30 protein-coding genes and 2 pseudogenes are annotated in these 25,061 nt (G+C 64.8%); 17 read left to right on the forward strand and 15 right to left on the reverse strand.

What is annotated here, in order from left to right; genetic code table 11:
- Positions 1-197 precede the first annotated feature (197 nt).
- The gene (locus tag ABIB27_RS07160; RefSeq protein ID WP_354215818.1) at positions 198-410 is read left to right on the forward strand and encodes a hypothetical protein; all 213 of its coding nucleotides are present in this window, start codon (positions 198-200) and stop codon (positions 408-410) included.
- Positions 411-506: 96 nt separating this feature from the next.
- The gene (locus tag ABIB27_RS07165; protein ID WP_354215817.1) at positions 507-767 is read left to right on the forward strand and encodes a hypothetical protein; all 261 of its coding nucleotides are present in this window, start codon (positions 507-509) and stop codon (positions 765-767) included.
- 166 nt (positions 768-933) lie between these two features.
- Here the strand turns inward: ABIB27_RS07165 and ABIB27_RS07170 are convergent, their stop codons facing one another.
- A complete protein-coding gene (locus ABIB27_RS07170; protein ID WP_354215816.1) occupies positions 934-3,459 on the reverse strand; it encodes an ATP-dependent DNA ligase in 2,526 nt (841 codons plus the stop codon).
- A 40-nt stretch (positions 3,460-3,499) separates the two neighbouring features.
- Between ABIB27_RS07170 and ku the strand changes: the two genes are divergently transcribed.
- From ku to ABIB27_RS07185, 3 genes are all read left to right on the forward strand, one after another.
- A complete protein-coding gene (gene ku, locus ABIB27_RS07175; RefSeq protein WP_354253734.1) occupies positions 3,500-4,573 on the forward strand; it encodes a non-homologous end joining protein Ku in 1,074 nt (357 codons plus the stop codon).
- A gap of 356 nt (positions 4,574-4,929) precedes the next feature.
- Entirely contained in the window at positions 4,930-5,775 is an 846-nt protein-coding gene (locus ABIB27_RS07180) for a class I SAM-dependent methyltransferase (protein ID WP_354215814.1), read from the forward strand.
- The gene (locus ABIB27_RS07185) at positions 5,775-6,203 is read left to right on the forward strand and encodes an SRPBCC domain-containing protein (protein ID WP_354215813.1); all 429 of its coding nucleotides are present in this window, start codon (positions 5,775-5,777) and stop codon (positions 6,201-6,203) included. The genes ABIB27_RS07180 and ABIB27_RS07185 overlap by 1 nt, the downstream gene beginning before the upstream one ends.
- Before the next feature lie 156 nt (positions 6,204-6,359).
- Here ABIB27_RS07185 and ABIB27_RS07190 read toward each other — a convergent pair whose 3' ends face one another.
- The 5 genes from ABIB27_RS07190 to ABIB27_RS07210 all read right to left on the reverse strand — a co-directional run bounded on the left by ABIB27_RS07190 (position 6,360) and on the right by ABIB27_RS07210 (position 11,357).
- On the reverse strand, positions 6,360-6,638 hold the full coding sequence (locus ABIB27_RS07190) for an HPr family phosphocarrier protein (protein ID WP_354215812.1): 279 nt from the start codon (positions 6,636-6,638) through the stop codon (positions 6,360-6,362).
- Between the two features lie 66 nt (positions 6,639-6,704).
- Positions 6,705-8,822 (reverse strand): PTS fructose transporter subunit IIABC, encoded by a 2,118-nt coding sequence (locus ABIB27_RS07195; RefSeq protein WP_354253735.1) that lies wholly within the window; start codon positions 8,820-8,822, stop codon positions 6,705-6,707.
- Between the two features lie 2 nt (positions 8,823-8,824).
- Entirely contained in the window at positions 8,825-9,847 is a 1,023-nt protein-coding gene (locus tag ABIB27_RS07200; RefSeq protein WP_354253736.1) for a 1-phosphofructokinase family hexose kinase, read from the reverse strand.
- Positions 9,844-10,740: a DeoR/GlpR family DNA-binding transcription regulator gene (locus ABIB27_RS07205; RefSeq protein WP_354215809.1), complete on the reverse strand. Its 897-nt coding sequence runs from the start codon at positions 10,738-10,740 to the stop codon at positions 9,844-9,846. The genes ABIB27_RS07200 and ABIB27_RS07205 overlap by 4 nt, the downstream gene beginning before the upstream one ends.
- 359 nt (positions 10,741-11,099) lie before the next feature.
- Positions 11,100-11,357 (reverse strand): DUF6458 family protein, encoded by a 258-nt coding sequence (locus ABIB27_RS07210; protein ID WP_354215808.1) that lies wholly within the window; start codon positions 11,355-11,357, stop codon positions 11,100-11,102.
- Between the two features lie 157 nt (positions 11,358-11,514).
- On the opposite strand from ABIB27_RS07210, the gene ABIB27_RS07215 reads away from it, so the two are divergent.
- A complete protein-coding gene (locus ABIB27_RS07215) occupies positions 11,515-12,132 on the forward strand; it encodes an alpha/beta hydrolase (RefSeq protein ID WP_354215807.1) in 618 nt (205 codons plus the stop codon).
- Between the two features lie 57 nt (positions 12,133-12,189).
- Here the strand turns inward: ABIB27_RS07215 and ABIB27_RS19425 are convergent, their stop codons facing one another.
- Positions 12,190-12,399 (reverse strand): hypothetical protein, encoded by a 210-nt coding sequence (locus ABIB27_RS19425; RefSeq protein ID WP_502909139.1) that lies wholly within the window; start codon positions 12,397-12,399, stop codon positions 12,190-12,192.
- 41 nt (positions 12,400-12,440) lie between these two features.
- Positions 12,441-12,677 (reverse strand): annotated as a pseudogene (locus ABIB27_RS19430) (MFS transporter); the annotation flags it as partial.
- A gap of 111 nt (positions 12,678-12,788) precedes the next feature.
- Here ABIB27_RS19430 and ABIB27_RS07225 point away from each other — a divergent pair.
- Both ABIB27_RS07225 and ABIB27_RS07230 read left to right on the forward strand, forming a co-directional pair.
- A complete protein-coding gene (locus ABIB27_RS07225) occupies positions 12,789-13,592 on the forward strand; it encodes a hypothetical protein (protein ID WP_354215806.1) in 804 nt (267 codons plus the stop codon).
- The gene (locus ABIB27_RS07230; RefSeq protein WP_354215805.1) at positions 13,582-14,331 is read left to right on the forward strand and encodes a LamB/YcsF family protein; all 750 of its coding nucleotides are present in this window, start codon (positions 13,582-13,584) and stop codon (positions 14,329-14,331) included. Before ABIB27_RS07225 ends, ABIB27_RS07230 begins: the two co-directional genes overlap by 11 nt.
- 30 nt (positions 14,332-14,361) lie before the next feature.
- Here the strand turns inward: ABIB27_RS07230 and ABIB27_RS07235 are convergent, their stop codons facing one another.
- Positions 14,362-15,711: a DUF445 domain-containing protein gene (locus tag ABIB27_RS07235; RefSeq protein WP_354215804.1), complete on the reverse strand. Its 1,350-nt coding sequence runs from the start codon at positions 15,709-15,711 to the stop codon at positions 14,362-14,364.
- Between the two features lie 50 nt (positions 15,712-15,761).
- On the opposite strand from ABIB27_RS07235, the gene ABIB27_RS07240 reads away from it, so the two are divergent.
- From ABIB27_RS07240 to ABIB27_RS07255, 4 genes are read left to right on the forward strand one after another with little or no spacing between them, the layout of a single operon-like run.
- Entirely contained in the window at positions 15,762-16,670 is a 909-nt protein-coding gene (locus ABIB27_RS07240; RefSeq protein WP_354215803.1) for a glycerophosphodiester phosphodiesterase, read from the forward strand.
- Positions 16,671-16,720: 50 nt separating this feature from the next.
- Positions 16,721-17,233 (forward strand): DoxX-related protein, encoded by a 513-nt coding sequence (locus ABIB27_RS07245; protein WP_354215802.1) that lies wholly within the window; start codon positions 16,721-16,723, stop codon positions 17,231-17,233.
- The gene (locus tag ABIB27_RS07250) at positions 17,230-17,973 is read left to right on the forward strand and encodes an AzlC family ABC transporter permease (RefSeq protein ID WP_354215801.1); all 744 of its coding nucleotides are present in this window, start codon (positions 17,230-17,232) and stop codon (positions 17,971-17,973) included. Before ABIB27_RS07245 ends, ABIB27_RS07250 begins: the two co-directional genes overlap by 4 nt.
- Positions 17,970-18,281: an AzlD domain-containing protein gene (locus ABIB27_RS07255; RefSeq protein WP_354215800.1), complete on the forward strand. Its 312-nt coding sequence runs from the start codon at positions 17,970-17,972 to the stop codon at positions 18,279-18,281. The genes ABIB27_RS07250 and ABIB27_RS07255 overlap by 4 nt, the downstream gene beginning before the upstream one ends.
- Positions 18,282-18,539: 258 nt before the next feature.
- Here ABIB27_RS07255 and ABIB27_RS07260 read toward each other — a convergent pair whose 3' ends face one another.
- Entirely contained in the window at positions 18,540-18,902 is a 363-nt protein-coding gene (locus tag ABIB27_RS07260; RefSeq protein WP_354253737.1) for an integrase catalytic domain-containing protein, read from the reverse strand.
- On the opposite strand from ABIB27_RS07260, the gene ABIB27_RS07265 reads away from it, so the two are divergent.
- Positions 18,891-19,127: a hypothetical protein gene (locus ABIB27_RS07265; protein ID WP_354253738.1), complete on the forward strand. Its 237-nt coding sequence runs from the start codon at positions 18,891-18,893 to the stop codon at positions 19,125-19,127. The genes ABIB27_RS07260 and ABIB27_RS07265 overlap by 12 nt on opposite strands.
- A gap of 348 nt (positions 19,128-19,475) precedes the next feature.
- Here ABIB27_RS07265 and ABIB27_RS07270 read toward each other — a convergent pair whose 3' ends face one another.
- The gene (locus ABIB27_RS07270; protein ID WP_354253739.1) at positions 19,476-20,378 is read right to left on the reverse strand and encodes an SGNH/GDSL hydrolase family protein; all 903 of its coding nucleotides are present in this window, start codon (positions 20,376-20,378) and stop codon (positions 19,476-19,478) included.
- A 221-nt stretch (positions 20,379-20,599) separates the two neighbouring features.
- Between ABIB27_RS07270 and ABIB27_RS07275 the strand changes: the two genes are divergently transcribed.
- Complete coding sequence (locus ABIB27_RS07275; RefSeq protein WP_354215797.1) at positions 20,600-20,743, forward strand: hypothetical protein; 144 nt, start codon at positions 20,600-20,602, stop codon at positions 20,741-20,743.
- Here ABIB27_RS07275 and ABIB27_RS07280 read toward each other — a convergent pair.
- The gene (locus ABIB27_RS07280; RefSeq protein WP_354215796.1) at positions 20,740-20,979 is read right to left on the reverse strand and encodes a hypothetical protein; all 240 of its coding nucleotides are present in this window, start codon (positions 20,977-20,979) and stop codon (positions 20,740-20,742) included. The genes ABIB27_RS07275 and ABIB27_RS07280 overlap by 4 nt on opposite strands.
- Before the next feature lie 134 nt (positions 20,980-21,113).
- Here ABIB27_RS07280 and ABIB27_RS07285 point away from each other — a divergent pair, with 134 nt between their 5' ends.
- The 3 genes from ABIB27_RS07285 (at position 21,114) to ABIB27_RS07295 (ending at position 22,600) form a co-directional block, all read left to right on the forward strand.
- On the forward strand, positions 21,114-21,494 hold the full coding sequence (locus ABIB27_RS07285) for an alpha/beta fold hydrolase (protein WP_354215795.1): 381 nt from the start codon (positions 21,114-21,116) through the stop codon (positions 21,492-21,494).
- A 193-nt stretch (positions 21,495-21,687) separates the two neighbouring features.
- Positions 21,688-21,921: a hypothetical protein gene (locus ABIB27_RS07290; protein WP_354215794.1), complete on the forward strand. Its 234-nt coding sequence runs from the start codon at positions 21,688-21,690 to the stop codon at positions 21,919-21,921.
- A gap of 103 nt (positions 21,922-22,024) precedes the next feature.
- Positions 22,025-22,600 (forward strand): GNAT family N-acetyltransferase, encoded by a 576-nt coding sequence (locus tag ABIB27_RS07295; RefSeq protein WP_354253741.1) that lies wholly within the window; start codon positions 22,025-22,027, stop codon positions 22,598-22,600.
- 146 nt (positions 22,601-22,746) lie between these two features.
- On the opposite strand, the gene ABIB27_RS07300 is transcribed toward ABIB27_RS07295, so the two are convergent.
- The 3 genes and pseudogenes from ABIB27_RS07300 to ABIB27_RS07310 all read right to left on the reverse strand — a co-directional run.
- The gene (locus ABIB27_RS07300) at positions 22,747-23,337 is read right to left on the reverse strand and encodes a sigma-70 family RNA polymerase sigma factor (protein WP_354253740.1); all 591 of its coding nucleotides are present in this window, start codon (positions 23,335-23,337) and stop codon (positions 22,747-22,749) included.
- Positions 23,338-23,702: 365 nt separating this feature from the next.
- Positions 23,703-24,095: a VOC family protein gene (locus ABIB27_RS07305; RefSeq protein WP_354215792.1), complete on the reverse strand. Its 393-nt coding sequence runs from the start codon at positions 24,093-24,095 to the stop codon at positions 23,703-23,705.
- A gap of 580 nt (positions 24,096-24,675) precedes the next feature.
- Positions 24,676-25,061 (reverse strand): annotated as a pseudogene (locus ABIB27_RS07310) (hypothetical protein); the annotation flags it as partial.

Genomic DNA, 25,061 nt, shown 5'->3' on the forward strand with positions numbered 1-25,061 from the left:
CATGGTGGGCGGCGCATCCTGCCCGATGCTGTCGCGGGGCCGAAAATGGGGGTTCACAACCAATGCGCATGCTGCCTATTGTTGTCCCATGGGAACACTGATTTTTGAGTAGGCGGACGCCCGCGGCCTGTTCATACCGGCCCCGTCCTCGCTGATCTCGTCAGACACGCTGATACTCCTCAGAAAGGTTCCACCCAATGACTGAAAATAACACCTCCGACCAGCCCGACAGTTCACCCGACGGCTCCGACGCCAAGGGCATCAGAGCCGGGCTGACCGAAGCACAGCGGGCGATGCTCGCCAGCAAGTCGCGGGGCGGTGACTCCGGTTTGCAGAGCGTCGGCAAAAACCACAAGCCCACGCATGCCAGCGGCAAGCAGGGGCCGGTCGAGAAGAAAGTCCGCTGGTAGTTACTGCGCCTGGAACGCTACTCCAGACGCCTCTATTGATGAATGCTTCATTTCATGGCGGAAGTCATGGCGGAAGTCATGGCGGAAGGAAGAACAATGGCTAAGCAAAATGCTGGACCAAGGATCGAGCCGGAGGTTGCGGACCACCTCGCCGCAGCCATGGATGCGCAGTCCATGCCAGGGCCGGCCACCATCGCCGTGACTACGGCCATGGCAGGCGAACAGCACTGGCCGGACGGTAACGGCAAGCGCCGGCACCCCAAGGATGAGGGTTCGGACCACGGCCGGATGGGCCACGAAGCCGCTGTCACGGCCGTGCACCGCACCGGCCGGCCGCAGATGCCGCACTCCTCCTAGCGATGCGGACCTCACGATGCGGACCTGACCTCACGACACGCGTCTGACCTCGCGACACGTACATACCTGGCGATCCCCAAAAACGGGGGTCGCCAGGTATTTTCCGTCGCAAGGGACCCTGCGCGTCGCCGCCGCTGCGCTGGGCTGCACCCGGCGCAGCGCCGCGCTACGCCTCCGGCACCACTTCATCAGCGCTCTTGTCCAGCCGCCAGCCCCGCCATACCGGATGCCTAAGCTTCCCGCTGCCCGTCCACTCGCCGAACGTCACTTCGCCGACCAGCCGCGGCGTAACCCAGCGGGCGTCCGAGGCATCCTCGCGGGGCACGTCGTCGAACGGTGACGTCTTCCTGGCGAGGCCGTCCACTTTCTGCCGGAGTTCCTGCAGTTCGCGCGTGCTGAACCCGCTGCCCACCCGGCCCACATATCGAAGTTTGGTACCGTCGGGGATGCCTACCAGCAGCGAACCGACCGAGCTCTGCCGCCCGCCCTTGCCGGGCCGCCAACCACCCACCACCACCTCCTGGGTCTGCTCCAGCTTGATCTTGATCCAGGTCCGGGTCCGCTGCCCGCTGACATAGCGGCTGTCGGTCCGTTTGGCCATAACGCCCTCCAGCCCCAGCTCTTGCGCGCTCGCCAGGATGTGCTCGATCCTCTCGTCAAGGACGGGCGACAGCTCCACCGGGCAGTCCGACGGCCGGTAGAACTCCTCAAGACGCTGCCGCCGCTGTGCGAAAGTCAGCCGGCGAAGGTCCTCGCCGCCTCCGGCCAAAAGGTCAAAAAGCATCAGCCGGACCGGTATGGCGACGCGCGCCTTCGCGACGTCGCCGGGCCTGGTCAGCTTCATGCGTCCCTGGAGCACGCCGAAATCGGGCCTGCCGGAAGGCCCGACGGCGATGATCTCACCGTCTGCGACGAACGGCCCGTCCGGCCAGCAGGCCCGGGCCGTCAGCTCCGGGTAGGTTGCGGTGACATCGTTTCCGTTCCGGCTGAGGATGCGGACCTTCTTGTCATCGGCCACCATCAGCGCCCGGACGCCGTCCCACTTCAGTTCGAACTTCCAGTCGCTGCCTTGCAGGTCGGCGGGAGTTCCGGACGTTGCCATCATGGGGCCGAAATCCTCGGCGCGGAGGGGCCCGGAGGTCTGTGCCGGAGCCGCGCGATCACGCTCCGCTGAATCACCCTGTGCAGGCTCCTCAGTACTAGACCTATCCGCGGCGGCCAAGTCGTCCAGGCCAACCTCATCCCCAGCGCGCCGGGAGTGGCTGGTGTGGTGGTCCTTGTCCATCAGGTGGATGAGCCATTGCCCTTCCGCGTCCTTGCCCTGGCCCCGGCCGGTATGGATCAGTGCGTACTTCTTGGTCCCACCCAGGCCCCCGCCCTCCGAGCCGGTCAGCGTCGCTATGACCTCCCGCCCATTGATCCACTTGTCCAGTTCATACGTGCCGTGATCCCAGATGGTGACCTCGCCGGCGCCGTACTGGCCTTGAGGAATAATGCCTTCGAAGGTGGCGTAGTCCAGCGGGTGGTCCTCGGTCTGCACCGCCAGGTGGTTCTTCCCGCCGGATTCCGGGACACCTTTGGGCAGGGCCCACGACACCAGCACACCCTCGTGTTCCAGCCGGAAATCGAAGTGCAGCCTGCTGGCGTGGTGCTCCTGGATGACAAAGGTGTTCCCGCCGCTGGAGGTGCCGGCGAAGGGCTCGGGCGTCGACTCAGGGTCACGCATCGAACGGTACCGCGCCAGGCGCGGATGCGGGCCGCCGTCGTCGTGGGTAATTTCTTCGAGGTTCCCCGGATGCCCTGCAACGCGCGCGACGGCGGCGAACGGGTCTTTGCCTTCCTGCACTCTGCGCATCACGGCTTTGTAGTCGAGCTGCTGGAGGCTGGGGGAGCTGAGCTCCGGCCAGGTCCGCGGTGCGGCCACCATGGGTTTCGGCCTGCCGCGGAGGGAATAGGGGACGATGGTGGTTTTGGCCGCGCTGTTCTGGCTCCAGTCCACCAGGACCTTGCCTTTGCGCAGGGTCTTCTTCATGTCGCTGACCGCGAGGTCCGGGTGGTCGGCCTCGAGGGCGCGGGCCAGTTCGTGGGCGAAGGCGGAGATCTGGTCCGAGGTCTGGGTTCCATCAAGGCCGGCGTAGAGGTGGATGCCCTTGCTGCCGCTGGTCACGGGGACGGGATCCAGGCCCACGTCCTGCAGGATGGCGCGGGCCAGGAGCGCCACTTCCACGCATTCGGCCAGGCCTGCGCCGTCGCCGGGGTCCAGGTCCAGCACCAGGCGGTCCGGATTCAGCTGGTTGCCGTGCGAGTCCACCTGCCATTGCGGCACATGGATTTCCAGCGAGTTGATCTGGCCAAACCAGGCCAACGTGGCGGGATCGTTGACGAGCGGATAAAAAATGGTCCGCTCTTTGTGGCTGATGGCGGCGCGAGGGAGCCAGCCGGGCGCGGAATCCTCCAGGTTCTTTTGGAAAAACACCTCGCCGGGCTTGTCGGCTGTGCCCACGCCGTTGACCCAGCGCTTTCTCGTGGCGGGGCGGTTTGTTGCTGCGGGGATGAGTACGTGCGCCACAGCGGCGTAGTAAGCCAGGACGTCTGCCTTGGTGGTTGCGGTCTCCGGATAGATGATTTTGTCCAGGTTGGTGAGCGTCAGTTCCCGCCCGGCCACCCTGACGCGTTCCTTAGTGCCGGCCATGGGTCTTCACCTCTGGCCTGCGGTGATGTTCACTTGAGAGATGAGAGCCATCTGGAAAGGTGCCATCGCGTTTGGCCTGGTCAACGTGCCCGTGAAGGTCTACAGTGCCACCGAGGACCACGACATCAGTCTCCACCAGGTTCACAACGCCGATGGCGGCCGGATCCGCTACCAGCGCCGCTGCGAGGTCTGCACCAAGGTCATCGATTATTCGGACATCGAGAAGGCCTTCGAGGACGACGGCCGCACTGTGGTGCTGTCCAAGGATGAGCTCAAATCCATCCCAGCGGAGAGCAGCCATGAGATCGAGGTGGTCCAGTTTGTGCCCTCCGACCAGCTGGAACCCATGATGTTCGAGAAGAGTTATTACCTGGAACCGGATTCCAAGTCGCCCAAGGCCTACGTTCTGCTCCGCCGGGCGCTGGAGGACACGGACCGCGTAGCCATCGTTCAGTTCGCCCTGCGCGAGAAGACCCGGCTGGGGGCGCTGCGCATCAAGGATGATGTGCTGGTGCTGCAGTCCCTGCTCTGGCCCGACGAGGTCCGGGAGGCCAGTTTCCCCGCACTGGAGGACTCCGTCCGGATCTCCGCGCAGGAACGCGAAATGTCCGCAGCCCTCGTCGAGTCCATGGCCGCAGACTTCGAACCCGCGCACTTCACCGACGAATACCAGGTGCAGCTCCGGAAGCTCATCGAAGCCAAGCTCGAGAAGGGCGATTCGTTGGACACCGATGAAACGTTCGGCGCGGAAGCGGGCGAAGGCGGCAAGGGCGAGGTCATCGACCTGATGGAGGCGCTGAAGCGCAGCTTGGACCGGAAGCGCGGCGGTGCTGCCGCGGCTGCCGGGGATTCGGACTACGCCGACTCGGATGCCGAAGCGGACGACGCCGACACTCCAAAAAGTGCCAAGGGTTCGGCTGGGAAGGCTCCCGCCAAAGCTGCAGCCAGGTCCGCCGGGACCAACACTGCAGCCCGTTCCACGACTCCTGCCAAGAGCACCGCGACCAAAACTGCTGCAGCCAAATCGGCGGCGGCTAATTCGACGGCCGCGAAGTCCACTGCTGCGAAGCCCGCGGCGAAGGCGCCTGCCACCAGGGCGCGCAAGGGGGCGTGAGGCGGTCCGCGGGCGCTCTGCAGTTCCGGTGATGGCCGCCGCCTAGGAGTTCCGCAAGGCGGAGATGAGGTGGCTCTTCTTTTTGGCTGAGTTGCCTGCCATGTCATCCTCCTTCAACAGGGGCCCGGGATTTCGACAGTTTCAATCCCCGGTTGGAGTTTGTCGAAATCCGGGATGCAAAGGCTCCGTCTTCACAGGTCAAGCTTCCACGCTAATTCCGGGGCTGTGTAAAAACAAGGAACCCCTAAGATTGCTTGCTTTCACGATTTGCTGCCGCCAGAATGGGCGCATCACGGCCTCCACTGTGCCAACAGCGCGCTGTCACTCAAAACCTTAAGAGGAGAGGTGCGCCGGACATGAACGACAAAGCGGACGCGGACGGGGCAGACCGGGCACTGAAACAGAAGCACCGGGCCATGTGGGCCTCGGGGGACTACCCGGCCCTGGCCAGCGAACTGGTCCAGGACCTTGGCGCCATCTTGGTGGAGGCCTGCGGAATCAAGCCGAAGCAGCGTGTCCTGGACGTCGCCGCGGGTGCCGGGAACGCGGCCATCCCCGCAGCGATGATGGGCGCCGAGGTGACAGCCAGCGATCTTACCCCCGAGATGTTCGACGCCGGCCGTCGCGAGGCTGCCGACCGAAACGTTGAACTGGAATGGATGGAAGGCGACGCCGAGTCGCTGCCGTTCGAAGACGACCGATTTGACGTGGTGACGTCCTGCCTGGGCGTGATGTTCGCACCCCGCCACCAAGCGGGCGCGGACGAAATCGTGCGCGTCTGCAAACCCGGCGGCACCATCGGCCTGCTGAACTGGACGCCCGAGGGGTTCATGGGAAAGATGTTTGCCGCCATGAAACCGTTCGCACCGCCGCTCCCGCCCGGGGCCCAGCCACCGCCGCTGTGGGGCAGCGAAGACCATGTGCGCGAACTGTTCGGTGACCGGATCACTGAGATCCACACGGAAAAGCGCATGCTGGCCATCCACAGCTTCCACCATCCTGAGGACTTCCTGCGGTACTTCAAGTCCCACTACGGCCCCACCATCTCCGTCTACAAATTCATTGGTGACAATGGGGACAAAGCCAAAGCGCTGGACACGGCGCTCACCGAACTGGCCGGCTCCTGCGGCGACGCGCATGGTGATGCTGCGTGGCAGATGGAATGGGAATATCTGCTGTTTACCGCCAAGGAGGCAAAGTAGTGCCAGGGAACTTTGTGGCAACGTCCGCTACCACCATTGCCGCACCGGCCGGCCGCGTCTGGGACGTCATCACCGATCCGGCTGCCGTAAAGGTATTTATGTTCGGCGCAGACCTGGTCACGGACTGGGCTGTGGGCGGGCCCATCGTCTGGCGCGGCGAGTGGGAAGGCAAACCATACGAGGACAAAGGGAAAATCCTCGAAGTCGAAGCCGGCCGAAAGCTGGTCCACACTCATTTCAGCCCGCTCGGCGGCGAAGAGGACAAGCCGGACAACTATCACACGCTCACGTGGTCCCTGGAGGACCAGGGCGGCGAAACCAAACTCACCCTTGCGCAGGACAACAACGCCACCGAAGAGGCCGCTGAGCACTCCCAGAGGATGTGGGACATGCTCGTGGCGGACGTCAAGAAGATCGCCGAGCGCTGACCTGCCCAACTAACTGGCAGTTAACGTCGTGAAACTACCGAATGACGACGTTAACTGCCAGTTAGTTGGGTGCGGACCGCTTAAAAGCCAGCGGCCGCCGTCGTACCTTCCCTAATGCCGGGGAGAGGCACGGCGGTGGGCGCCGGCGTGAATGTGCTACTCGGCGTCGTGATCCGTTTCCAGGATCTGGACCAAACGCTCGAGGGCGTCGTCCGCGCCGGTGCCTGCGGCGCGAAGCACCACAACGTCGCCGTGGGATGCGCCTAGGCTCATGAGCGACAGGATGCTGGCGGCGTCCATGGCCTCGTCCACCGGCTCACCCTCGCGGGCGATAGTGATGTCCAGGTCGAACTCGCCGGCGGCCTCAGCAAAGATGGCGGCGGGGCGGGCATGGAGGCCTACGCGGCTGGCGACGGTTGCGGTGCGTTCTGACATTGTTGCTCCTTTTTCTAGCGGCACCTGTTGGTTCAGCGCCGTGAATCGGTGGTGGGTCAGGCGGGGTCAGACAGTTGCGGGAACGGTTTCTACGCTGGCAGCGCTCTCAGGCTGGCGGACAGCCCAGCGTTTAAGGGCGATGACTGCCAGCGCAGTAACGACCGTTCCAACGAGGATTGCGAAAACGAACATCAGGAAGTTGTCGATGGCGAAGAAGACGAACAGGCCGCCGTGGGGGGCTTTCGAACCTACACCTGCAGCCATGGAGATGGCACCGGTCACCGCGCCGCCCAGCATGCTGGCCGGGATAACGCGGAGCGGGTCCGCAGCGGCAAATGGGATGGCACCTTCGGAGATGAAGGATGCGCCCAGTAGCCAGGCTGCCTTGCCATTCTCGCGCTCGGCCAGGCTGAATCGCTTCTTGTCGAGGACCGTGGACGCGAGGGCCATGGCCAGCGGCGGAACCATGCCCGAGGCCATGACCGCTGCCATGATCTGCCACGGTGCCTGGTTGTCCAGCGACGCGGCGCCCAGACCGGCTACAGCGAAAGCGTAGGCGACCTTGTTGACCGGACCGCCGAGGTCGAAGCACATCATGAGGCCAAGAATGACGCCGAGGGCAATTGCGCTGGCGCCGGTCAGGCCGGACAGGAAAGCGTTCAGGCCAACCGTGATAGCCACGATGGGCGCCCCCAGGATCAGGAACATCAGGCCTGAGGCCACGATGGAAGCCACCAGCGGGATGATCACTACCGGCATCAGGCCGCGCAGCCAGCGGGCCACTTGAAGCTGGCCGATGACGTGCGCGATGTAACCGGCGAGAAGACCACCGACGATGCCGCCAAGGAAGCCTGCGCCCATAAAGCCCGCCACGGCGCCGGCAACGAAGCCCGGTGCGATGCCCGGTCGGTCCGCGACGGCGTAGGCAATATAACCGGCAAGCGCGGGGACCAGGAAGCCCAGCGACAGCCCGCCGATCTTGAACAGGACCGCTCCAAGGTAGGCGCCGAGGGGGCCCCACGCGTTCTCCGGAAACTCGGTGGGCAGGTTGAAGAGGCTGTTTTGCACCACGATGGTGTCCGCGTACTTGGTGATGAGGTAGCCGCCCATCAGGAAGCCCAGAGCGATCAGCAGACCGCCGCCGGCCACAAACGGAATCATGTAGCTGACTCCGGTGAGCAGTGCGCGCTTCAGTTTCTGGCCGATGTGCTCGCCCTTTTCAGCGGCTTCCTGCTCGGCTCGCTCTTCGGCGCCGAAGTGGGGCACCCGTCGGGCGTGCGGATCCGTGGCGGCTGCGAGTGCTTCCTCCACCATCTTGCCGGGCTCGTCGATGCCGCGCTTGACCGGGGCATTGATGACGGGCTTGCCAGCAAAGCGCTCCTTGCCGCGCACATCTACATCCACCGCGAAAATGACGGCCTCTGCGGCGGCTATGACTGCCGGGTCCAGGGGTTTGGCCCCGGAGGAGCCCTGGGTTTCAACCTGCAGGTCCACACCCATTTCCTGGGCGGCGGCCACCAGCGAATCGGCGGCCATGTAGGTGTGGGCGATGCCGGTGGGGCAGGCCGTGACGGCGACAATGCGCCTTGGACCTGACGGGGCGCCGGCGGAGCCTGCCGAACCCGGGCCGGTGGAAACGGCCCCGGTGGTTGAGCCCGCCGAAACCGAGCCCGCCGAAACAGCGTCCGCCGAAACCGCGTCCGCAGGCACAGCGGCGGCGTGGGAGGCCGGCTTGTCAGCCAGCGCGCCGTCCACGAGCGCCACGATGTCCTCACGGCTGGCCGCCGCACGCAGGGCCGCGGTGAAGTCCTTTTTGATCAGCGACCGGGCCAGCTTGGACAGGAGCTTGAGGTGCTCCTGGTCCGCGCCGTCGGGTGCCGCGATGAAAAAGATCAGGTCCGCGGGGCCGTCCTTGGCGCCGAAGTCAACCTTGGGGTTGAGCCGTGCCATGGCCAGCGTCGGTTCGACGACGGCGGCTGAGCGGCAGTGCGGGATGGCGATGCCGCCGGGGATGCCGGTGGCGGTCTTCTGCTCGCGGGCGAAGGCGTCGGCGAAGAGGCCTTCAACTTCCGATGCGCGGCCGGTGGCAGCTACTTTGCTGGCCAGGTGCCGGATCACGGCCTCGGGCGAGGTGCCCAGGTTCTGGTCGAGCTCGACCAGTTCGGTGGTGATGAGCTGAGTCACTGTCAATCCTTTCGAAGGGCCGTGATGGTTACGGCATTCGGGGTGGTTTGGTGGACTGCCGGGACAGTGGAACCCGGCAGTGAGGCGGCGGCGGCACCGTGTGCCACTGCCTGACGGAGGCAATCGGCCGGGGCGGCGCCCTGGCCGTGGGCGAGCAGATAGCCAGCCAGCGATGAATCGCCCGCGCCGACCGTACTGACCGCGGCGACCGGCGGATGCGTGGCCAGCCACGCGCCGTCGGCCGTTACCAGGACAGCTCCCTTTGATCCGAGAGTTGCCAGCACAGCGCCCACACCGGAACGCACGACGGCGGCGGCGGCCGCTGCGGCAGCCTCCGGATCCGCTTCAAGTTCCGCTGCGGTTGACACCGTAGCGAAGCCGGCTGCTGCAGCCAGTTCCGCCAGTTCCTCGGCGTTGGGTTTAAGGAGGTCCGGTTTCCCGGACAAGCCGTCCTGCGTTGTGCCATCCGGCGAGCTGCCGGAGACGGCCGCTGCGAGGGGCGCGCCGGAAGAGTCGACGGCGATGAGCGGGGCACCTGCAGTATTGCCGCCGTCGGTCATTGAACGCAGGCGGTGAGTCACCGTTGCGTAGAAGTCGGCCGGAAAGCCGGGAGGCAGGGAGCCTGCCAGGACCACCCAGCTGGCACCGCGGGCCCGTTCCAGGAGCAGGCTGATCAGGGCTTCCTGCTCATCCGCGCTGAGCACCGGACCGGGCTCGTTGATCTTGGTGGTCACGCCGCCCGGTTCGGTGAGGGCCACGTTGGTGCGCAGCGGCTCGTTGATCGGGAGCGCGGCGAAGGGGACGCGGTCGTGGTGCAGGCCGGCAAGGACGGGATCACTGTCGCCGCCCGGAAGGACCGCGACGGTCTGCAGGCCCGAGGCAACCAGCGCCCGGGAGACGTTGACGCCCTTACCGCCGGATTGCTGGCTGACGGAGACGGCCCGTTGGACTTCGCCCCGTTCCAGGGGGCCGGGGAGGGCCACCGTGCGGTCCAGGCTGGGGTTGGCCGTAAACGTGACGATCATGCGATCACCACGTCAACGCCGGCATCGGCCAGGGCGGCTGTGAGTTCCGGGCTGGGCTCGCTGTCTGTAATCAATGTGTCCAGATCTTTCAGGGAGGCGAACTGGACCAGGGTTTCCGCGTCCAGCTTGGAGGAGTCGGCCAGCACCACGATCCGGCGCGCCGAGTGGACGAAGGCTGCCTTGACTGCGGCTTCTTCAGGATCGGGAGTACTGAGGCCAAAACTTGCGTGGATGCCGTTGGTGCCGATGAACGCGATGTCCGGGCGCATCCGCTGCGCCGACTCCACGGTTGCCTGCCCCACTGCGGCCTGGGTGAGGCCGCGCACCCGGCCGCCGAGGATCTGGAGGGCAATCCCCGGCGCGCTGGCCAGCTTGGCGGCGATGGGGACGGCGTGGGTGATGACCACGAGTTCCGGCGACGTCCCTGAGTTGGGGTGCGACGCAGGGGAGTGCGCGGCAGTTGCGTTCGGCGCACCGGAGGGCACTGCATCAGGGCTCGCGGCTCCGAAGGGCGCGACGGCGGCGAAGGGCGCGACGGCGGCGCGCCGGGAAAGCAGGTCGGCGAGGGCTTCGGTGGTGGAACCAGCGTCGAGCAGGATGCTTCCAGACTTCGACTGGGGGATCAGGGCCAGGGCGGCCTGCGCGATGCGCAGCTTCTGGTCCGGCCGCTGGATGGTCCGCTCGTTGATGCTTTCCTCGGTTGTGCTGAAGCGGTCGGCGGCCACTGCGCCCCCGTGGACGCGGCGGACGGTGCCGGCGGTTTCGAGGGTGGCGAGATCGCGGCGGACGGTTTCGGTGGTGATGCGGAAGCGCTCGGCCAGCACGGTCACGCTGACCCGGCCGCTGCTGGCAACAAGCTCGGCAATCTTCTGCTGGCGCTCTTCGGCGAACACGTACCCTCCGTTGCGTAAAGTGCTGAAACCCGTGGACTGTGATGTGCCAGTAGGTACGGCGTCCGGAAATACAGCGTTCGCAAGTACAGTGACTGGCATCACATGATGTTGAATTACTTGACTTTATCTTTATCCATGTTGGTTTGTCAACGAAAAGCCACAAAAACACAGATGCCTCCCCGGAGTTTTTGTCCACTTATTGCCATTTGAACGACCCGGAAGACGCGATAAGTGGACAAAAACTCCCGGACTGGGGACGGGGTGGCGGGGGTGGGTGCCGTCCGGGACTGAAAAGCCGGACCGGACCGTGGTGGTCCGGCCCGGCTTTTGCGGGTTCCCTACTGCGGCGCTGTCGAGACTTAGATTCCGCCGTCGCGGCTTTCGTTGCGGGTGATGCGCTCGCCGGTATTCGGATCAACTACCGAGCGGGTTTCGCTGACGCGGCGGCTGCGGCCCGGCGAGGCCAGTATGAGGGAAGCGATCAGTCCGATGACACCAACGGCCATCAGAATGTAGCCGATCAGAACCTGATCTACATAGGGGATCAATCCCGGGGCGACGGCCCATGCCAGGATGGCGCCGAGTGCAATAAGGAAGATGGAGGAACCGATTCTCATGACTTGCTCCTTGTGGTTCGAGAACGTGTAGTGCCGAACTGATAAGCATGCTGTCCTGTTACGCTACAGCCCGGCGGGGCGCGATTCAATCATGGGGTGGGCCGCGCCTTGGCAGTGTCTTGCCTGTTCAACGGCACGCACTGGCTAGGCTGGTTCGATGGAGACAGTTGTTTGGTCCAAGCCCGAAGCGGAGCGGGGCGGTACGCCGCTGCTGGTCCTGATGCACGGCTATGGTACGGATGAGTCCCGGATGGTGCGGCTGTTTGACTACCTGCCTGCCGAGTTCACCTGCGCAGCATTGCGGGCCCCTATGGTGATCGGCGATCACTACGGCTGGTTCCTGCTCGACTATTTCCTGGCCAACGATTTCGCCGATGTCATCAGCGCCACCAACGCCGTCCATACGTGGATCGGTTCCGTAAAAGGCCAGCACAGCAGCGTGAGCCTGATGGGCTACTCGCAGGGCATGGCCATGGCCAGCACACTCGTGCGCCTGCACCCCGCGGAGTACGAGGCAACGGTGGGGCTGTCCGGGTTCGTGCTGGACAACGAACTCCTGGCGCTCACCGATTCCTTCGAGTCCCCGCCGCCGTTCTTCTGGGGGCGGGACAAGGCAGACCTGGTGATCAACGATGACGCCACGGCGTACACCGGGCAGTGGCTGAACGGGAATACCCAGCTGACCGCCCGGACATATCCAGGTATGGGCCACGCGATGAGCAAGACCGAGATGGTGGACGTCAGCGCGTTCCTGCGCCACTACGTCCTCGGCTGAGCGGCTGAGCGGCTGAACGATCGTGCACGCCATCGGCTGACGCGTCTGGCAGCGGCGTTAGTCTCCCGCCGCCGTCGCGGGTTCCGCGGGGCGGGAGGGATCCAGGGGGTAGGGCAGTTCGTCCCGGGGCATCCGGGCGGCGATCATGGCGGTCACCGCCAGGACGGGGCAGACACCGCCGGCGAACAGGAAGATGGCCGAGATGGGGAGGCCCTCTGCGGCAGGTCCGGCCAGCGCCATCGACAACGGCACCAGTGCGACGGACACAACGAAGTCCAGGCTGGAGAACCGGCCCAGCAGGTGGGCGGGCCGTTGGCGGCCAGCAGGTACTCGGGTGGAAGGATCCGCGGCAGGATCGCGGAGTAAGCAGGAAAGAAGTACGCCGCGCCCGCGCCCAGGACAAAGCTGGCCCCGGCCAGACGCCACAACTGCAGCCAACCCGCCACAGCGAGCCCGCCGGCCGGGAGGAAGGCCACCAGGCCGATGCTGCCTGCAGTAGCTAACACGGACAGTTCCAGCGGGCCGCCGCCCAGGTGGATCACCTGCTGGTTCGCGGGAACAGGAAGGGGTGCATAGTGTTAAGCCCCCTTACTGTTAAGGCAGGGCCGGAGCCAGAACTGCCGGCGGACATACGTACTACTGAAGCAAAGGTGACCATGGCCAAGCGCAGCAATCCCGCAGTACGAATCGCTCAGGAAACCGCCCACAACGCGGTGTTCGACGCCGAGGGCAAGCCCAAACCGGGCGTCCACAACATGCTCCTGAAGGCGGTCGAAATCCAGCGGCCGCTGGTCCTCGCCTATGTCCGGCGGCTGCAACGCAAACATCCCCGGGCCAGCGCGGCCAGGCTCGCGGAAATTCTGGAGCGGGACTACCTGCGGGCTGTGACCGGCGGCGGCGCGCTGGTGGGGGCAACTGCCGTTGTGCCCGGCGTCGGAACCGTTGCCTCGCTGGGGCTTTCCGCAGCGGCCACCGTAGGCTTCCTGGAGGCCACGGCGCTCTACGCGACCTCCCTGGCGGAACTCCACGGAATCCGCCTGACCAACCCGGAAAAGGCCAGCACCATGGTCATGGCCATCATGCTGGGCGAAGAGGGGACTGCCCTCCTCGGAACGCTGAGCGGCCAGGCTATGGGCAAAGGTGCCAGCGCCACGCAGGCATGGGGAAACGCGCTGTCCAAGTCCATGCCCACGGGTTTTGGCGCCATCCGGAGCAAAATCCAGAAAGCCTTTCTCAAGAACCTGCTCAAGCGCCAAGGCACTGCGTTCTTTGGCCGGGCCCTGCCTTTCGGCATCGGCGCCGTGGTGGGCGGCGCGGGCAACCTCATAATGGGCCGGGCCGTGGTAGCGAATGCCAAGGAGGCTTTCGGCTCGATGCCGGATACGATTCCTGGGGAGCTCAAAGCCGCCGCAACGGGCCCGGACAACAACACCCTGGAGGGCAAAAACCTTGGATCTTAACGCTGACCTCGGCGAATCGTTCGGCTCGTGGAACATGGGCGATGACGCCGCGATGTTCCCGCTTGTGACCAGCGCCAATGTGGCCTGCGGCTTTCACGCGGGGGATCCCATCACCATGCTGGACAGCTGCCGTGCCGCGTTCGAGCTTGATGTGACCGTGGGCGCCCACGTGGGGTACCGGGATTTGGCCGGCTTTGGCCGCCGGTCCTTGGACATGTCCTTCGACGAGCTTTTCGGCGACGTCCTCTACCAGCTCGGAGCGCTCGACGGCGTGGCGCACGCTGTGGGTGCCTCGGTGGACTACGTCAAGCCGCACGGCGCCCTCTACAACCGCCTGGTACACGACGCCGAGCAGGCTTCCGCGGTGGTTGCCGCCATCCAGGCCTACGACCCGGGCCTGCCGATTCTTGGCCTGCCGGACTCGCAGCTGCTGATCCAAGCCAAGGAAGCAGGGCACCCCGTGTTTGTGGAGGCCTTTGTGGACCGCGCCTACCAAGCCGACGGCACCCTGGTGCCGCGCTCGCAGGACGGCTCGGTTCTTCACGACGTCGATTCGATCGTGGAGCGCGCCGTGCGCCTGGCGACGAAGGGCGAGGTGGTGGCCGTGGACGGAACCCTGGTTCAGGTCCGGCCGGATTCTCTGTGCATTCACGGCGACACCCCCGGAGCCGTGGAGATGGCAGCGGCCGTGCGGGCTGGGCTCGAAGCAGCCGGCGTGGAGCTGGAGTCCTTCGCCTAGTCCAGCCCGCGTTTGTTAAAAGGGGCCGGGTCAGCCGAAGACCAGATGCGCGGCGCTGAAAATGGCGAGCCCCGCCAGGGAGCCCACCACCGTGCCGTTGATCCGGATGAACTGCAGGTCCTTACCCACCTGGAGCTCAATCTTCTGCGAGGTTTCGTCGGCATCCCAGCGCGCCACGGTGTCGGTGATGACGCCGGCGATGTCCGACCGGTACGTCCGCACGAGGTAGCCGGCGGCGTCGCCGATCCAGGCGTTGACCTTGCCGGCCAGTTCGTCGTCGTTGACCAGGCGTGAACCGAAGTCCCGGACCGCAGCCTTAAACCTCACGGCGAGCTCGCTGTCGGGATCGTCCACGGCGCTGAGCAGGGCGCCCTTGACGGTTCCCCACGTGCGGGACGCCAGCTCGCGGACTTCCGGATCACCCAGGACCTGTGTTTTGATGTCGTCCGCCCGGGCAATCATCGCGGGGTCGTGCTGGAGGTCCTGCGCCAAATCGTTGAGGTACTTGTCGATCGACTGCCGCACCTGGTGGTTCGGCTCGGACTGCACGGCGCGCGCGAACTTGAGGATCTCGACGTAGACCTTGTCGCCCACCAGCCCGTCCACGAACTGTGGGACCCACGTGGGGGAGCGGTCGGAAACCAGCCGGCTGACGGTCTCGTGGTTGTTGTCGACCCAGTCCGCGGCCCGGTCCACGAGGAGGTCCACCAGATTGTGGTGGTGCCCGTCGGCAAAAATCCGTTCCGCCATCCTGCCCACCGGCGGCCCCCACGGCGGAGCCAGCAGGTGCTTGCGGACCATTCCCTCGATAACTGCCTGGACGTCGTCGTCGTTTAACACCGTGAACGCGCCGCGGATGACGGCGGCACCTTCCTTGGCCACCCGTTCGGCGCCGCCGTGACCGGACAGCCACGCACCGGCCTTCCGCGCCACGTCAACCGACGCGAGCTTCTCCTGGACCACCTGCTCGGACAGGAAATTGGTCTCCACAAACTCGCCCAGCGACGCCCCGATCTGGTCCTTCCGGCGCGGGATGATGGCCGTGTGCGGGATCTTGATGCCCATGGGGTATTTGAACAGGGCAGTGACGGCGAACCAGTCGGCCAGCGCGCCCACCATGCCGCCCTCCGCCGCAGCGCGGACGTATTGCAGCCACGGATACTCTTTTTGCAGTGCGAAGGCGAAGACAAAAATGATGGCCATGGCAATGAGGAGTGCCAGCGCCACCAGCTTCATTTTCCGGAGCGCTGCCGCCTTTTCTGCGTCCCCCGCGCTGAGTTGATGACCGACGACGGCGGCACCCGTCTTCCCGTCCGGCGGCACCTGGCCGGGGGGCTGGGGCGGAGACTGCCGGGTAATTGGCTCAGAGTTCACCTGCATGTGCCCAGCCTAGTCCCGCGCCCTCAGGCCTGGTCCGCTAACGTGTCCTCATGACATTCGACGAGTCTGTGCCGGACCGGCCACTGGTATTCGCCCACCGCGGTGCCAGCGCTGCATTTGCTGAACACACCCGCGCCGCGTACCTCCAGGCCATTGCCGACGGCGCCGACGGAGTGGAGTGCGATGTCCACCTCACCCGGGACCAGCACGCCGTGCTGCTCCACGACGCCAATCTGGACCGGACCTCGGACGGTACCGGGCCGGTGGCTGACCGGACGCTGGCTGAGTTGCGGCTGCTGGACTTTTCGTCCTGGAAAGGTGCCCGGATCCCGGAGAAGTATGGGGCAAAATCGGAGCAATTCCTGACCCTGCCGGAACTCCTGAACATCCTACGGGGCGCCGGCCGGCCCATGGAACTCGCAATTGAACTCAAGCATCCCAGCCCGTACCAGCTGAGACTCGAAGACCGGGTGCTGGAGGTACTCCGGGGCGAAGGCTGGGACGCCGCGACCTCAAGGCTGGATAACGTCCGCGTCTCGTTCATGAGCTTCAGCCCGGACTCGGTGAAGCACCTACTCCGGACCGTCCACGCAGAGCACATTTGCCAGCTCGTGGACGACATCGACGTCGATGAAATCCGGGACGAACTGAGCCTTGGGCACTTGGCGGGCGGTGCCGTCGCCAACGTCATGAAGGCGGCCCAGCTGGAAGGCGAACGGATCCTCGATGACTGCGAGGTGGGGCTCGCGGGACCAGGGATCATGTACGTCCGCGAACATGCGCGGACCGTTCAGCGCTGGCTGGAATCCGGCCGCCGGTTCCGCGTCTGGACCGTCGACACCGAACGCGACGTGGCCCTTTGCCAGGGTTTGGGCGTCCACGAAATCACCACCAACAAACCAGCCAGGGTGCTGGCGCAGCTCCAGTCGAGCAGCCAACAGGCACAGCTGCCGTCCTGACTTCGCGCCGCGTTTTTAGTTGCGTGCTCCGGCTGTGATTGAGTGGATCCATGCCTTTTCGATGGTCCGGGCGGGCCATACACAATATCTCCACAGCAACCATGAGCGCGCTGCTGCTGACCAGCGCCATGAAGCACTTCCGTGAGCCACGGTTCTTCGCCCAGGTGGTCCCTGACTATCTCTGCCGCGACGCGCCGGAAACCAGCATTGGGGCGCCAGGGGCCGGTGGGGATAGCACCGGCGAGGCGAACATAACGCACGACGGCGGCGGGCGGCCGCTGGCGGTCATGACCCGGGAGGAATGGATTGCGGTGAGTGGACTCCTGGAGGCGGGTGCCGCCGTCGGACTCCTGGTCCCCGCCGCCCGCCGGGCGGCGGCCACCGCCGTGACTGCCATGTTCACTGTGTTCCTGGCCGGCCATGTGGATGCGCTGCGCCGCGCGTATGGGCCCGCGGGCTCGTCCGCTCAGCGCAAGGCGCATACCGCCAGGTTCCCCCTTCAGCTCCCGCTCATCCTGTGGGCCTGGAGCCTGCGGGCCCCCGATGCCCGGCGGCGGCCGTGAAGCGGCTCGCGTCGCCAGCGGTCCGGGTGGGGATTTCCATCAGCATCGCGACCGGGCTGTACGGGATTTCGTTTGGCGCCCTGTCCGTCACTTCAGGCCTTGATTTCTGGCAGACCATGGCGCTCAGTCTCCTGTTGTTCAGCGGTGGTTCCCAGTTCGCGTTTATCGGTGTGGTGGCGGGCGGCGGCTCCGGCATCGCGGCCATGGGCGCGGCCACGCTTCTGGGTATGCGCAACGGCATCTACGGGATGCAGTTGAACGCGCTCCTGCATCCGAGCGGATGGCGGCGCTATGTTGCCGCGCAGGTCACCATTGATGAGTCAACGGCCACCAGTACAGGGCAGACCGACCCTGCTGAGCAACGGCGCGGTTTCTGGACCGCCGGCATTGGCATCTACGTACTCTGGAACCTCTTCACGGCGTTAGGTGCCCTGGCGGGGAGCGGGCTGGGCGATCCGAAGCAGTGGGGCTTGGACGGCGCGGCGGTGGCGGCGTTCCTGGCCCTGCTGTGGCCGCGGCTCAAGGGCAGGGAGCCCGCGGCGATTGCCGTGGTGTGTGCGCTCGCCACGGTGCTGGCCGTGCCGTTTGTGCCAGCGGGGGTGCCCATCCTGATCGCCGCGGTGGTGGCCGCCCTGATCGGCTGGTTCGGCCACGGGCGCAGTGATGAGGGGCTGGAACCGGATGTTGATCCCTACGACGAACACCACGGCCGCGGCGGAATCCGGGAGGCCGGTACATGAATCTCTGGTTCTGGCTGCTGCTGGCGTGTGTGCTGGCCTACGCGTGGAAGCTGGTGGGCTATCTGGTCCCGGCGAAGCTCCTCAAAGACCCCCGAATGTCGCGAGTGGCGGGGACTATGACCATCGGGCTGCTGGCGTCCCTGACGATCGTCAACGCGGTGGCGTCAGCCCAGACGCTGGCTGCGGACGCACGGCTGGGAGCGCTTGCCGCGGCCGCCGTCGCGCTGGCTTTCAGGGCTCCGTTCCTGGTAGTGGTCATCGGCGGTGCAGGCACCGCGGCCGTGCTGCGGTTAATCGGGTGGAACTGACGGCGGACCCCGTAGCGACTCATGTCACGATGCTCGCGAAGGTGTTGTGCGTGCTTCAGTTATTTGTGCTCGTGTGGCTGATGTTTTTAGGGCCCGTGTTTTCGCGGCGGCGAGGGCGATCAGCTGGGTCTGGATGGTGGTGCTGCCTCGGGTGAGGTCGGCCGGGTTGGTGATTGCCATGAGGTCCGCGAGTTCAGCGGCTTTGGCTTCGGTCAGGATTCCGGAATTGATGACGCGTTGGTACGGGGTCCGCGGTTGTCATAGATCCAGTGCGGCGGCCGTGTCGTTGCGGTAGTGGAAGGCGTGCCGGCGGACCACGTCGCCGTTTTTCTGCTCGACGTGGGCGTTGTCGTTGGACTTATAGGGCCGGGAGCGGGTGAAGTAGATGTTTTTGTCGCCGGCCCAGTTGATCAGGGCGTGGTTGATGAATTCGGCGTTGTCGGTGTCCAGACCGACCAGGGGGAATGGCAGTCGGTCCACGACCTCATCCATCGCTTCCAGCACCCATTTGTGCGCCCCGTTACGGACCGCGATGTTCTCGGTCCAGCCGGTGAACACGTTTGTGGCGGTCAGTGTCCTGATGAATTCCCCGGCCAGGGTGGGGCCGCAGTGAACGATCATGTCCGCTTCGACGAACCCGGGGGCCTGTTCGTCTTCGTCGCCGGCCTCACGGACCGTGATGGAGTTCCGGAGCAGCGGGCCGGCCTTGGTCGCAGAGAGCCCGTTGGTCTGTCCGCGTCTTTGGTGGGTTTGAGGAGCCGGTCGATCGTGGCACCGGAGATCTTCAGCAGTTGCCCCCTGACCGCCGGGGTCAGCCTCTTCGCGTCGAGTTCCCCGAAGGCCTGAAGCTTGGGCAACCAGATGCCCATGGTCGCGGCGCCGGCGCGTGCGAAGGGCTTGACCGGTCACTGCGCCGGACGCCGGGCCGCGGGCCGTGCGGGGAGGCGAGAATCGAGTACACACTTCTCGTGCGCCGAGCATGGAAATCCCGTTTACTGTCTCCAGGGCCACCTTCTGCTTTCCCGTGCCCTCATGGCTTGGGGATAGAGGCGGGGTCGACGAAATGGCCCTCTGAGACCGGGTTCATGTCCCCAGTCGTAGCCAGGCCTTATCCGTGGCGGCCATCCCACGTCCACGGCAGTGGACACCCGTATTCAGTATCATGCTGGTGTCAGCTCGGCGGAGCTCCGAAGCTCAAACCAGGCTGGGCGACGACTCTCCGGGCAGGTGAAAGTGGGCCTTAAATTCGGCCGTCCCGCATCCCCAAGGCGCCGCCGAGTTGCTGTTGTGCGGGAGGCGTTGGAAGGTGGGTGGTGGCTTCCGGACGGGCAGGCACCGTGCCGGGCCTTCCAGCGAAGAGAGTATGCCCTGGATTCTATCTTTCAGGAATTGCTCTCCTTGGCTGCTGGGATGTTCGCCGTCCGGGCCCAGCAGCGGAGAGTCGGGCCCGGCTATCCACTGCTCCATGACCGGATCAACAAATTCGGCGCCGGCATCGAGGGCAGCTGACCGCTCCTGCTCAAGGATGACGCCGACATCCGCCGCCGCGGAATCAAAGCCTGTGAGGGGGCCAATAACGATCCGGGCGGCGTGAGGGGCCAGGGTCTTGCTCTCCGAGAGTGCGTCCGCGACAGCCGCTTTCAGCTCCACCGGATCCTGGCCTGCATCATTGTCCGAGCCAAAAAACACCACAACGTCCGTCGAGGCGTTGACCGAGGCGGCGGTCTGCGAACCGAACGTCACCCCTTCCTCACCGGCGGCAATATAGCCTGCCCCGTTTGTCGCCGCGTTGATGATCTCCACCGGCTGCTGTCCGGACTGCAGCTCTTGGCCTAGCCGGCGGGGCCATGCTTCCGCCGGGGAGGTTCCGTACCCCGTGCTGAGGGAATCGCCGATCACGACCACGCGTTCCGGCGCCGGCGGACCGGAGGTCAGGAACGGGGCCGGGACGGATGTGTCTTGCCGCGGGCTCCCTTGGACCATGCGATGGTCTTCAGCCGGGGCGCAGGCGGCAAGGGAGCACAGGACGGCCGACGCACCCAGGGCAGCGACCGGGGCGCACCAGCGGGGGAGACCGCGGCTCACTGTGCTTCCCATGCTGCGTCCCGGACCTGTCGCTTTGCCATGGTAACTAGAATAGACAGCAATCGAACTAAGTTAGCTGCCCGTCGCGTTACCCCCGCACACTCGGGGTTCGCATTACTTTCGAGAGCAGATATCGGGACGTGTGCATGAGTGCACAGTCGACCTGCCGATAATCCGGGAGACCGATGCATTCGCCCTGGTGACTGGCTTCGACGAGACCGCCAGCCGCGCCCGTGAACGACGGAAACTTCGGCTGGAATGCGCTCAACAGCCTGATCGGCTCCGGTGACCTCAACGGCGACAGCAAGAACGACCCCGGAGGGCGCATGACAGACGGAACGCCCTGGGCCTACCGGGGTGTGAGGGTTGCGGTCTAGCCGAGGGCTTCGAGCTGGTGGACGTGGTTGCGTTTCACGGTGCCCGGGTTGGTGCGGTGGCTGAAGTGATCGGCACCGATGCCAGTCTGAGGTGGATCAAGCTGCCACGTGACGATGTCCTTGATCCGATCGGACTCGGGTTCTGAACATATGAGCCGGATCCCGCCCACCGTCCGGCGTGTGTCGGGGAACTTGAGGTGCTCGGCCGCCAGCCAAGGTGCTGGACTGCGATCCATGCGAGGGGCCTGTCCACACAACCGGTTGACACTGCCCGCTGCCGTCTAAGGGTTCCGGAGTGGGGGCCTGCAAGGCCGGTCCCTCACCCCTGCGGCTCCGAATCAGTTTCAGGGACCAAAAGCAGAACGTGGCCATGAATGTGCAGCAGGTACCCGCCATAACCGGAGCGCCCACGCTTCGGCGGCAGATCCTTCCCACCGGGCTCGGTCCCTGCACAGTGGGTGTCCAGCAGGGCGCCGGAGGCCGGCCTCACGCATCTGGCACAGCGGATGTCTACCTTCACGGTGCCGCCGAATCCTGGGCTACCTTCCGGCCATTACTTTCCCGGACACCGGTCCATGACCGGGTGCTGGTTGACCTGCCGGGCTGGGGCGAATCCACGAGAGGTACCCGGCCCGAGCATCTCAGTATCGCGGCGATGGGACGCGCTATCACCGAGGTCCTGAACGCGCTCGGCTACGGGCGGTGGAACCTGGTGGGCCACTCCATGGGGGCCTCCCGGCACGATGGCTAGGAAGAGATAAATAGAGCTGCGAAAAGACCGCCATTTATCGCAGATAATCACAACTGCACAGAATGTCCAAAGCCGTCTGCACAGCCCGCCCGTTGGGGGATCCCCTAACGGGACACCTCTGGGGCGTCGCCAACCAAAGTTCGTCCCGCGGCGGAAGCTGTACGCTCGACTTCCTCGGTGCAATACTGCGGTGATGAAAATCCTGGAGTGGTGGCCTCTGGTCGGCGCGGAAACACGCGACTGGCTCATTGAGCACAACGGCGAGCCGCTGCCGCCGAATGTAGTCGCCGACATCATGGCGGTTACGGGGGGCACGACCGATTCTGGGTGGTGGGCTGGCGAATCAGCAGACGGTCCCCAGCTTTCCGACGAGGCTGTGGATTGGATCGAGGCTGCCGCCAACGACGAGGAGCCGACTACCGGCTGAAATCTTCTGCCGCGTCCGGCCGAGGGTTCGGCTGTCGGGGACGGTGAAGAACGGGACGCGCGACTTACTGCGCACGTTCACGGATCTGGACGCGGGGATGGCGATGAACCTCTCCCAAGAGCCGTATGTCCCCACGGTGGGAAGCCTTCCGCCGCATGCCACTCATGCAGAAGCCCTGGCATGGATTGAGCGCCAGCGACGGCGCCACATCGAAGGGACAAGATTTTCCTTCTCGATAGCCGACCTCAAAACTGATCGCTCCATGGGGAACATCGGACTGTGGATCAGGGAGTTGGACACAGGCCGCGCTCAGGTGGGATATGCCGTTGCCCCAAATGCGAGAGGCCACAGCATTGCATCCGATGCCCTGTGCGCCCTCGCTACCTTTGCCTGGACGATCCCCCATCTGCACCGTCTGGAGTTTTATATCGAGCCGTGGAACGCGGCTTCTATCCGCACGGCCAACGTGCAGGTTACGAACGCGAGGGACTACTTCGCGGTCATCAGGAGATCGTCGGAGAGCGTTGTGACATGTTCCTCTACGCCGCAATCCGGGAGAGCACAGTCCGCTAAAAGATCGTCTAACGGGCGCTGGTGCGACACCGAGCGATCACAGAAGGCCGCCACAAAGCTATCAAATCCACAGGCCGGGCGCCGCTTGATCAGCCATCCTGTCTAGATAAGGGATCCGTTGCTGAGACGGATGTGGGCGAAGTGGTCGGTGTCAATCCGGTACCGAATCGGCAAGGCACTATTCGCCGGTATGCCCGCGGGCCGTCCGTCAGTGGTGCGGCAGAACCGGCAGCTGCCTGTCAGGTCGCAGAGTCAGGCCCGCCCCGCACGTTCCAAGGAGAGGCGCATTCTGCTCAGGCCGTCCCGGATGCGGGATTTCACCGCCGGGACTGTAATCTTCAATGCGGCGGCTACCTCGGTCTGAGTGTGGCCGCCGAAATATGCCAGGACGATGGCTTCTGACTGCCTTGCGCTGAGCGTGGACAGGCACGCACGGACTTCTTCCGCCCTGAGCCTGCGCAGGGCAAGGTCCTCGATGAGTTCCTGGCCCAGTGCCGAGGTCTCGCGCTGGTGCTGGGAGTGACGTTCAAGTGCGCTTTGCTCGCGCCGGACTCTGTCCACCGCGCGGCGATGGGTCAGGGTGAACAGCCAGGCGAGGGGTGTGCCCAAAGACCGGTCGTATCGTCCCGCTAAGGACCACACCTGCACGTAGACTTCCTGCACCACATCCTCGGCCATGCCTCTATCCCTGACCACCCCCAATGCCAGAGCGTATAGCCGCCTCACCGTCCGCGAATACAGATCCTCGAACGCATTTGCATCCCCCGCTTCGATTCTGCCCAGAAGCACCTGCAAAGACTCCTCGGGTTCAGGGACGCCCCGATGGTTCCCGGAAATTGTCACTGTCACCTCCAATACCCGGCCGCCGGAAGTACCGGACACTTATGACTAATAACCACAGAACCCGGGACATGCACGATGCGCTCCGCACTCTTAAGATGGGTACTTCTCCCATGTGCACCGAACCTATCCCGGGATCGGGCCAAATACGATCACAAAGAAGTAAATCTTTTAATGTATTGACAGGATCGGTAAATACGCCGTCAAGGACTATGACGGGGAATGATGGTGTAGCGGCCCGACCTCCCGGGCGTGGGATTCCGACGTGCGTCGGTCAGAAGGGCTTTCAGTACGTCCGGTGCGTGGTCGCCGGTGACGGGTTGCAGCCTCTGAAGGGGCACTCAGCGGATAGCAGGACGCCTATGTGGCTAGCCTGCGGGTACGAAAAATTCCAGAGCGATTCCGTCTGGATCCTTGAAACTCAGGGCCGTTCCGTACGAGGCCTCGACCAACCCGCTGTGCTCGACGCCAATTTCTTCGAGATGGTCGCGCCACTCAAGCAAGCCGGTTCGATCATGCACCGCGAATCCGATGTGGTCGAGGCCCGGATTTTTTTCATCGAAGTCCTTTGCGGAACTGATGGCCTGCTGGGTCAGCCCGAGGGTAAGTCCATCGGCGAGGGCGAAGATCCTGCGTATGAACGGGCCGTCAGCCATATACCCCGTGGGTTCGGTTTGCCAAAGTCGAGAGTAGAAGGTCGTACTGGCGATGATGTCCCTGACGGTCAGCGCCAGATGGTCAATACTCGGCAGAGCGGGCATGAGTGTCCTAGTGATAGATTTCGGTAGCAGACTCCTGCCAAGGTACGGCAACTCAAGGCTGAGATCGTGATGTGACTGGCGCTCGCGTCCGGGACAACTCGGCCATTCCCCCCTCCGGGCCTAATTTCCGTCGGCAGTGTGCGCACGCCGGCACGCGGAGGCACCCGGGTCCGACGGCTGCCGAGGTTTCAAAGGGTTTCCTTAAGGACCGGCGCCCTTTGGTGCCGGGGTTGCTCAGCACACAGCTTCTGGTTTCTGCAGACGGGCCTCCGCTGCGCGCCCAAGCCGTCGCCCTATGGACCGGTCCACGGGAACGGGAAGAACGACCCAGAACAGCCCCGCACCCGGGACAACAACACCGCAGTTTGTGGCTCAGTCCGTAGCGACTCATGGCACGATGCTCGCGAAGGTGTTGTGCGTGCCTCAGTTATTTGTGCTCGTGTGGCTGATGCTTTCAGGGCCCGTGTTTTCGTGGCGGCGAGGACGCTCGGCTGGGTCTGGATGGTGGTGCTGCCTCGGGTGAAGTCGGCCGGGTTGGTGATTGCCATGAGGTCCGCGAGTTCAGGGGCTTTGGCTTCGGTCAGGATTCCGGAATTGATGACGCGTTGGTACGGGGTCCGCGGTTGTCATTGATCCGGGTCTTCTGCCCGTGTTTGTTGGAGCGCCAGCCGGTTGCTTTCGTGGTGGCGGTGAAAAGGTTCAGCCGGACCCGGACAAGGGTATAGAGGGCGTTGAGGAGCTTCAGTGCGGCGGCGGTGTCGTAGCGGTAGTGGAAGGCGTGCCGGCGGACCACGTCGCCGTTGGACTTGTAGGGCCGGGAACGGGTGAAGTAGGTGTTTTTGTCGCCGGCCCAGTTGATCAGGGCGTGGTTGAACCCGGGGGCCTGTTCGTCTTCGTCGCCGGCCTCACGGACCGTGATGGAGTTCCGGAGCAGCGGGCCGGCCTTGGTCGCAGAGAGCCCGTTGG

This window comes from Arthrobacter sp. UYEF21, assembly GCF_040546085.1.
Classification (GTDB): domain Bacteria; phylum Actinomycetota; class Actinomycetes; order Actinomycetales; family Micrococcaceae; genus Arthrobacter.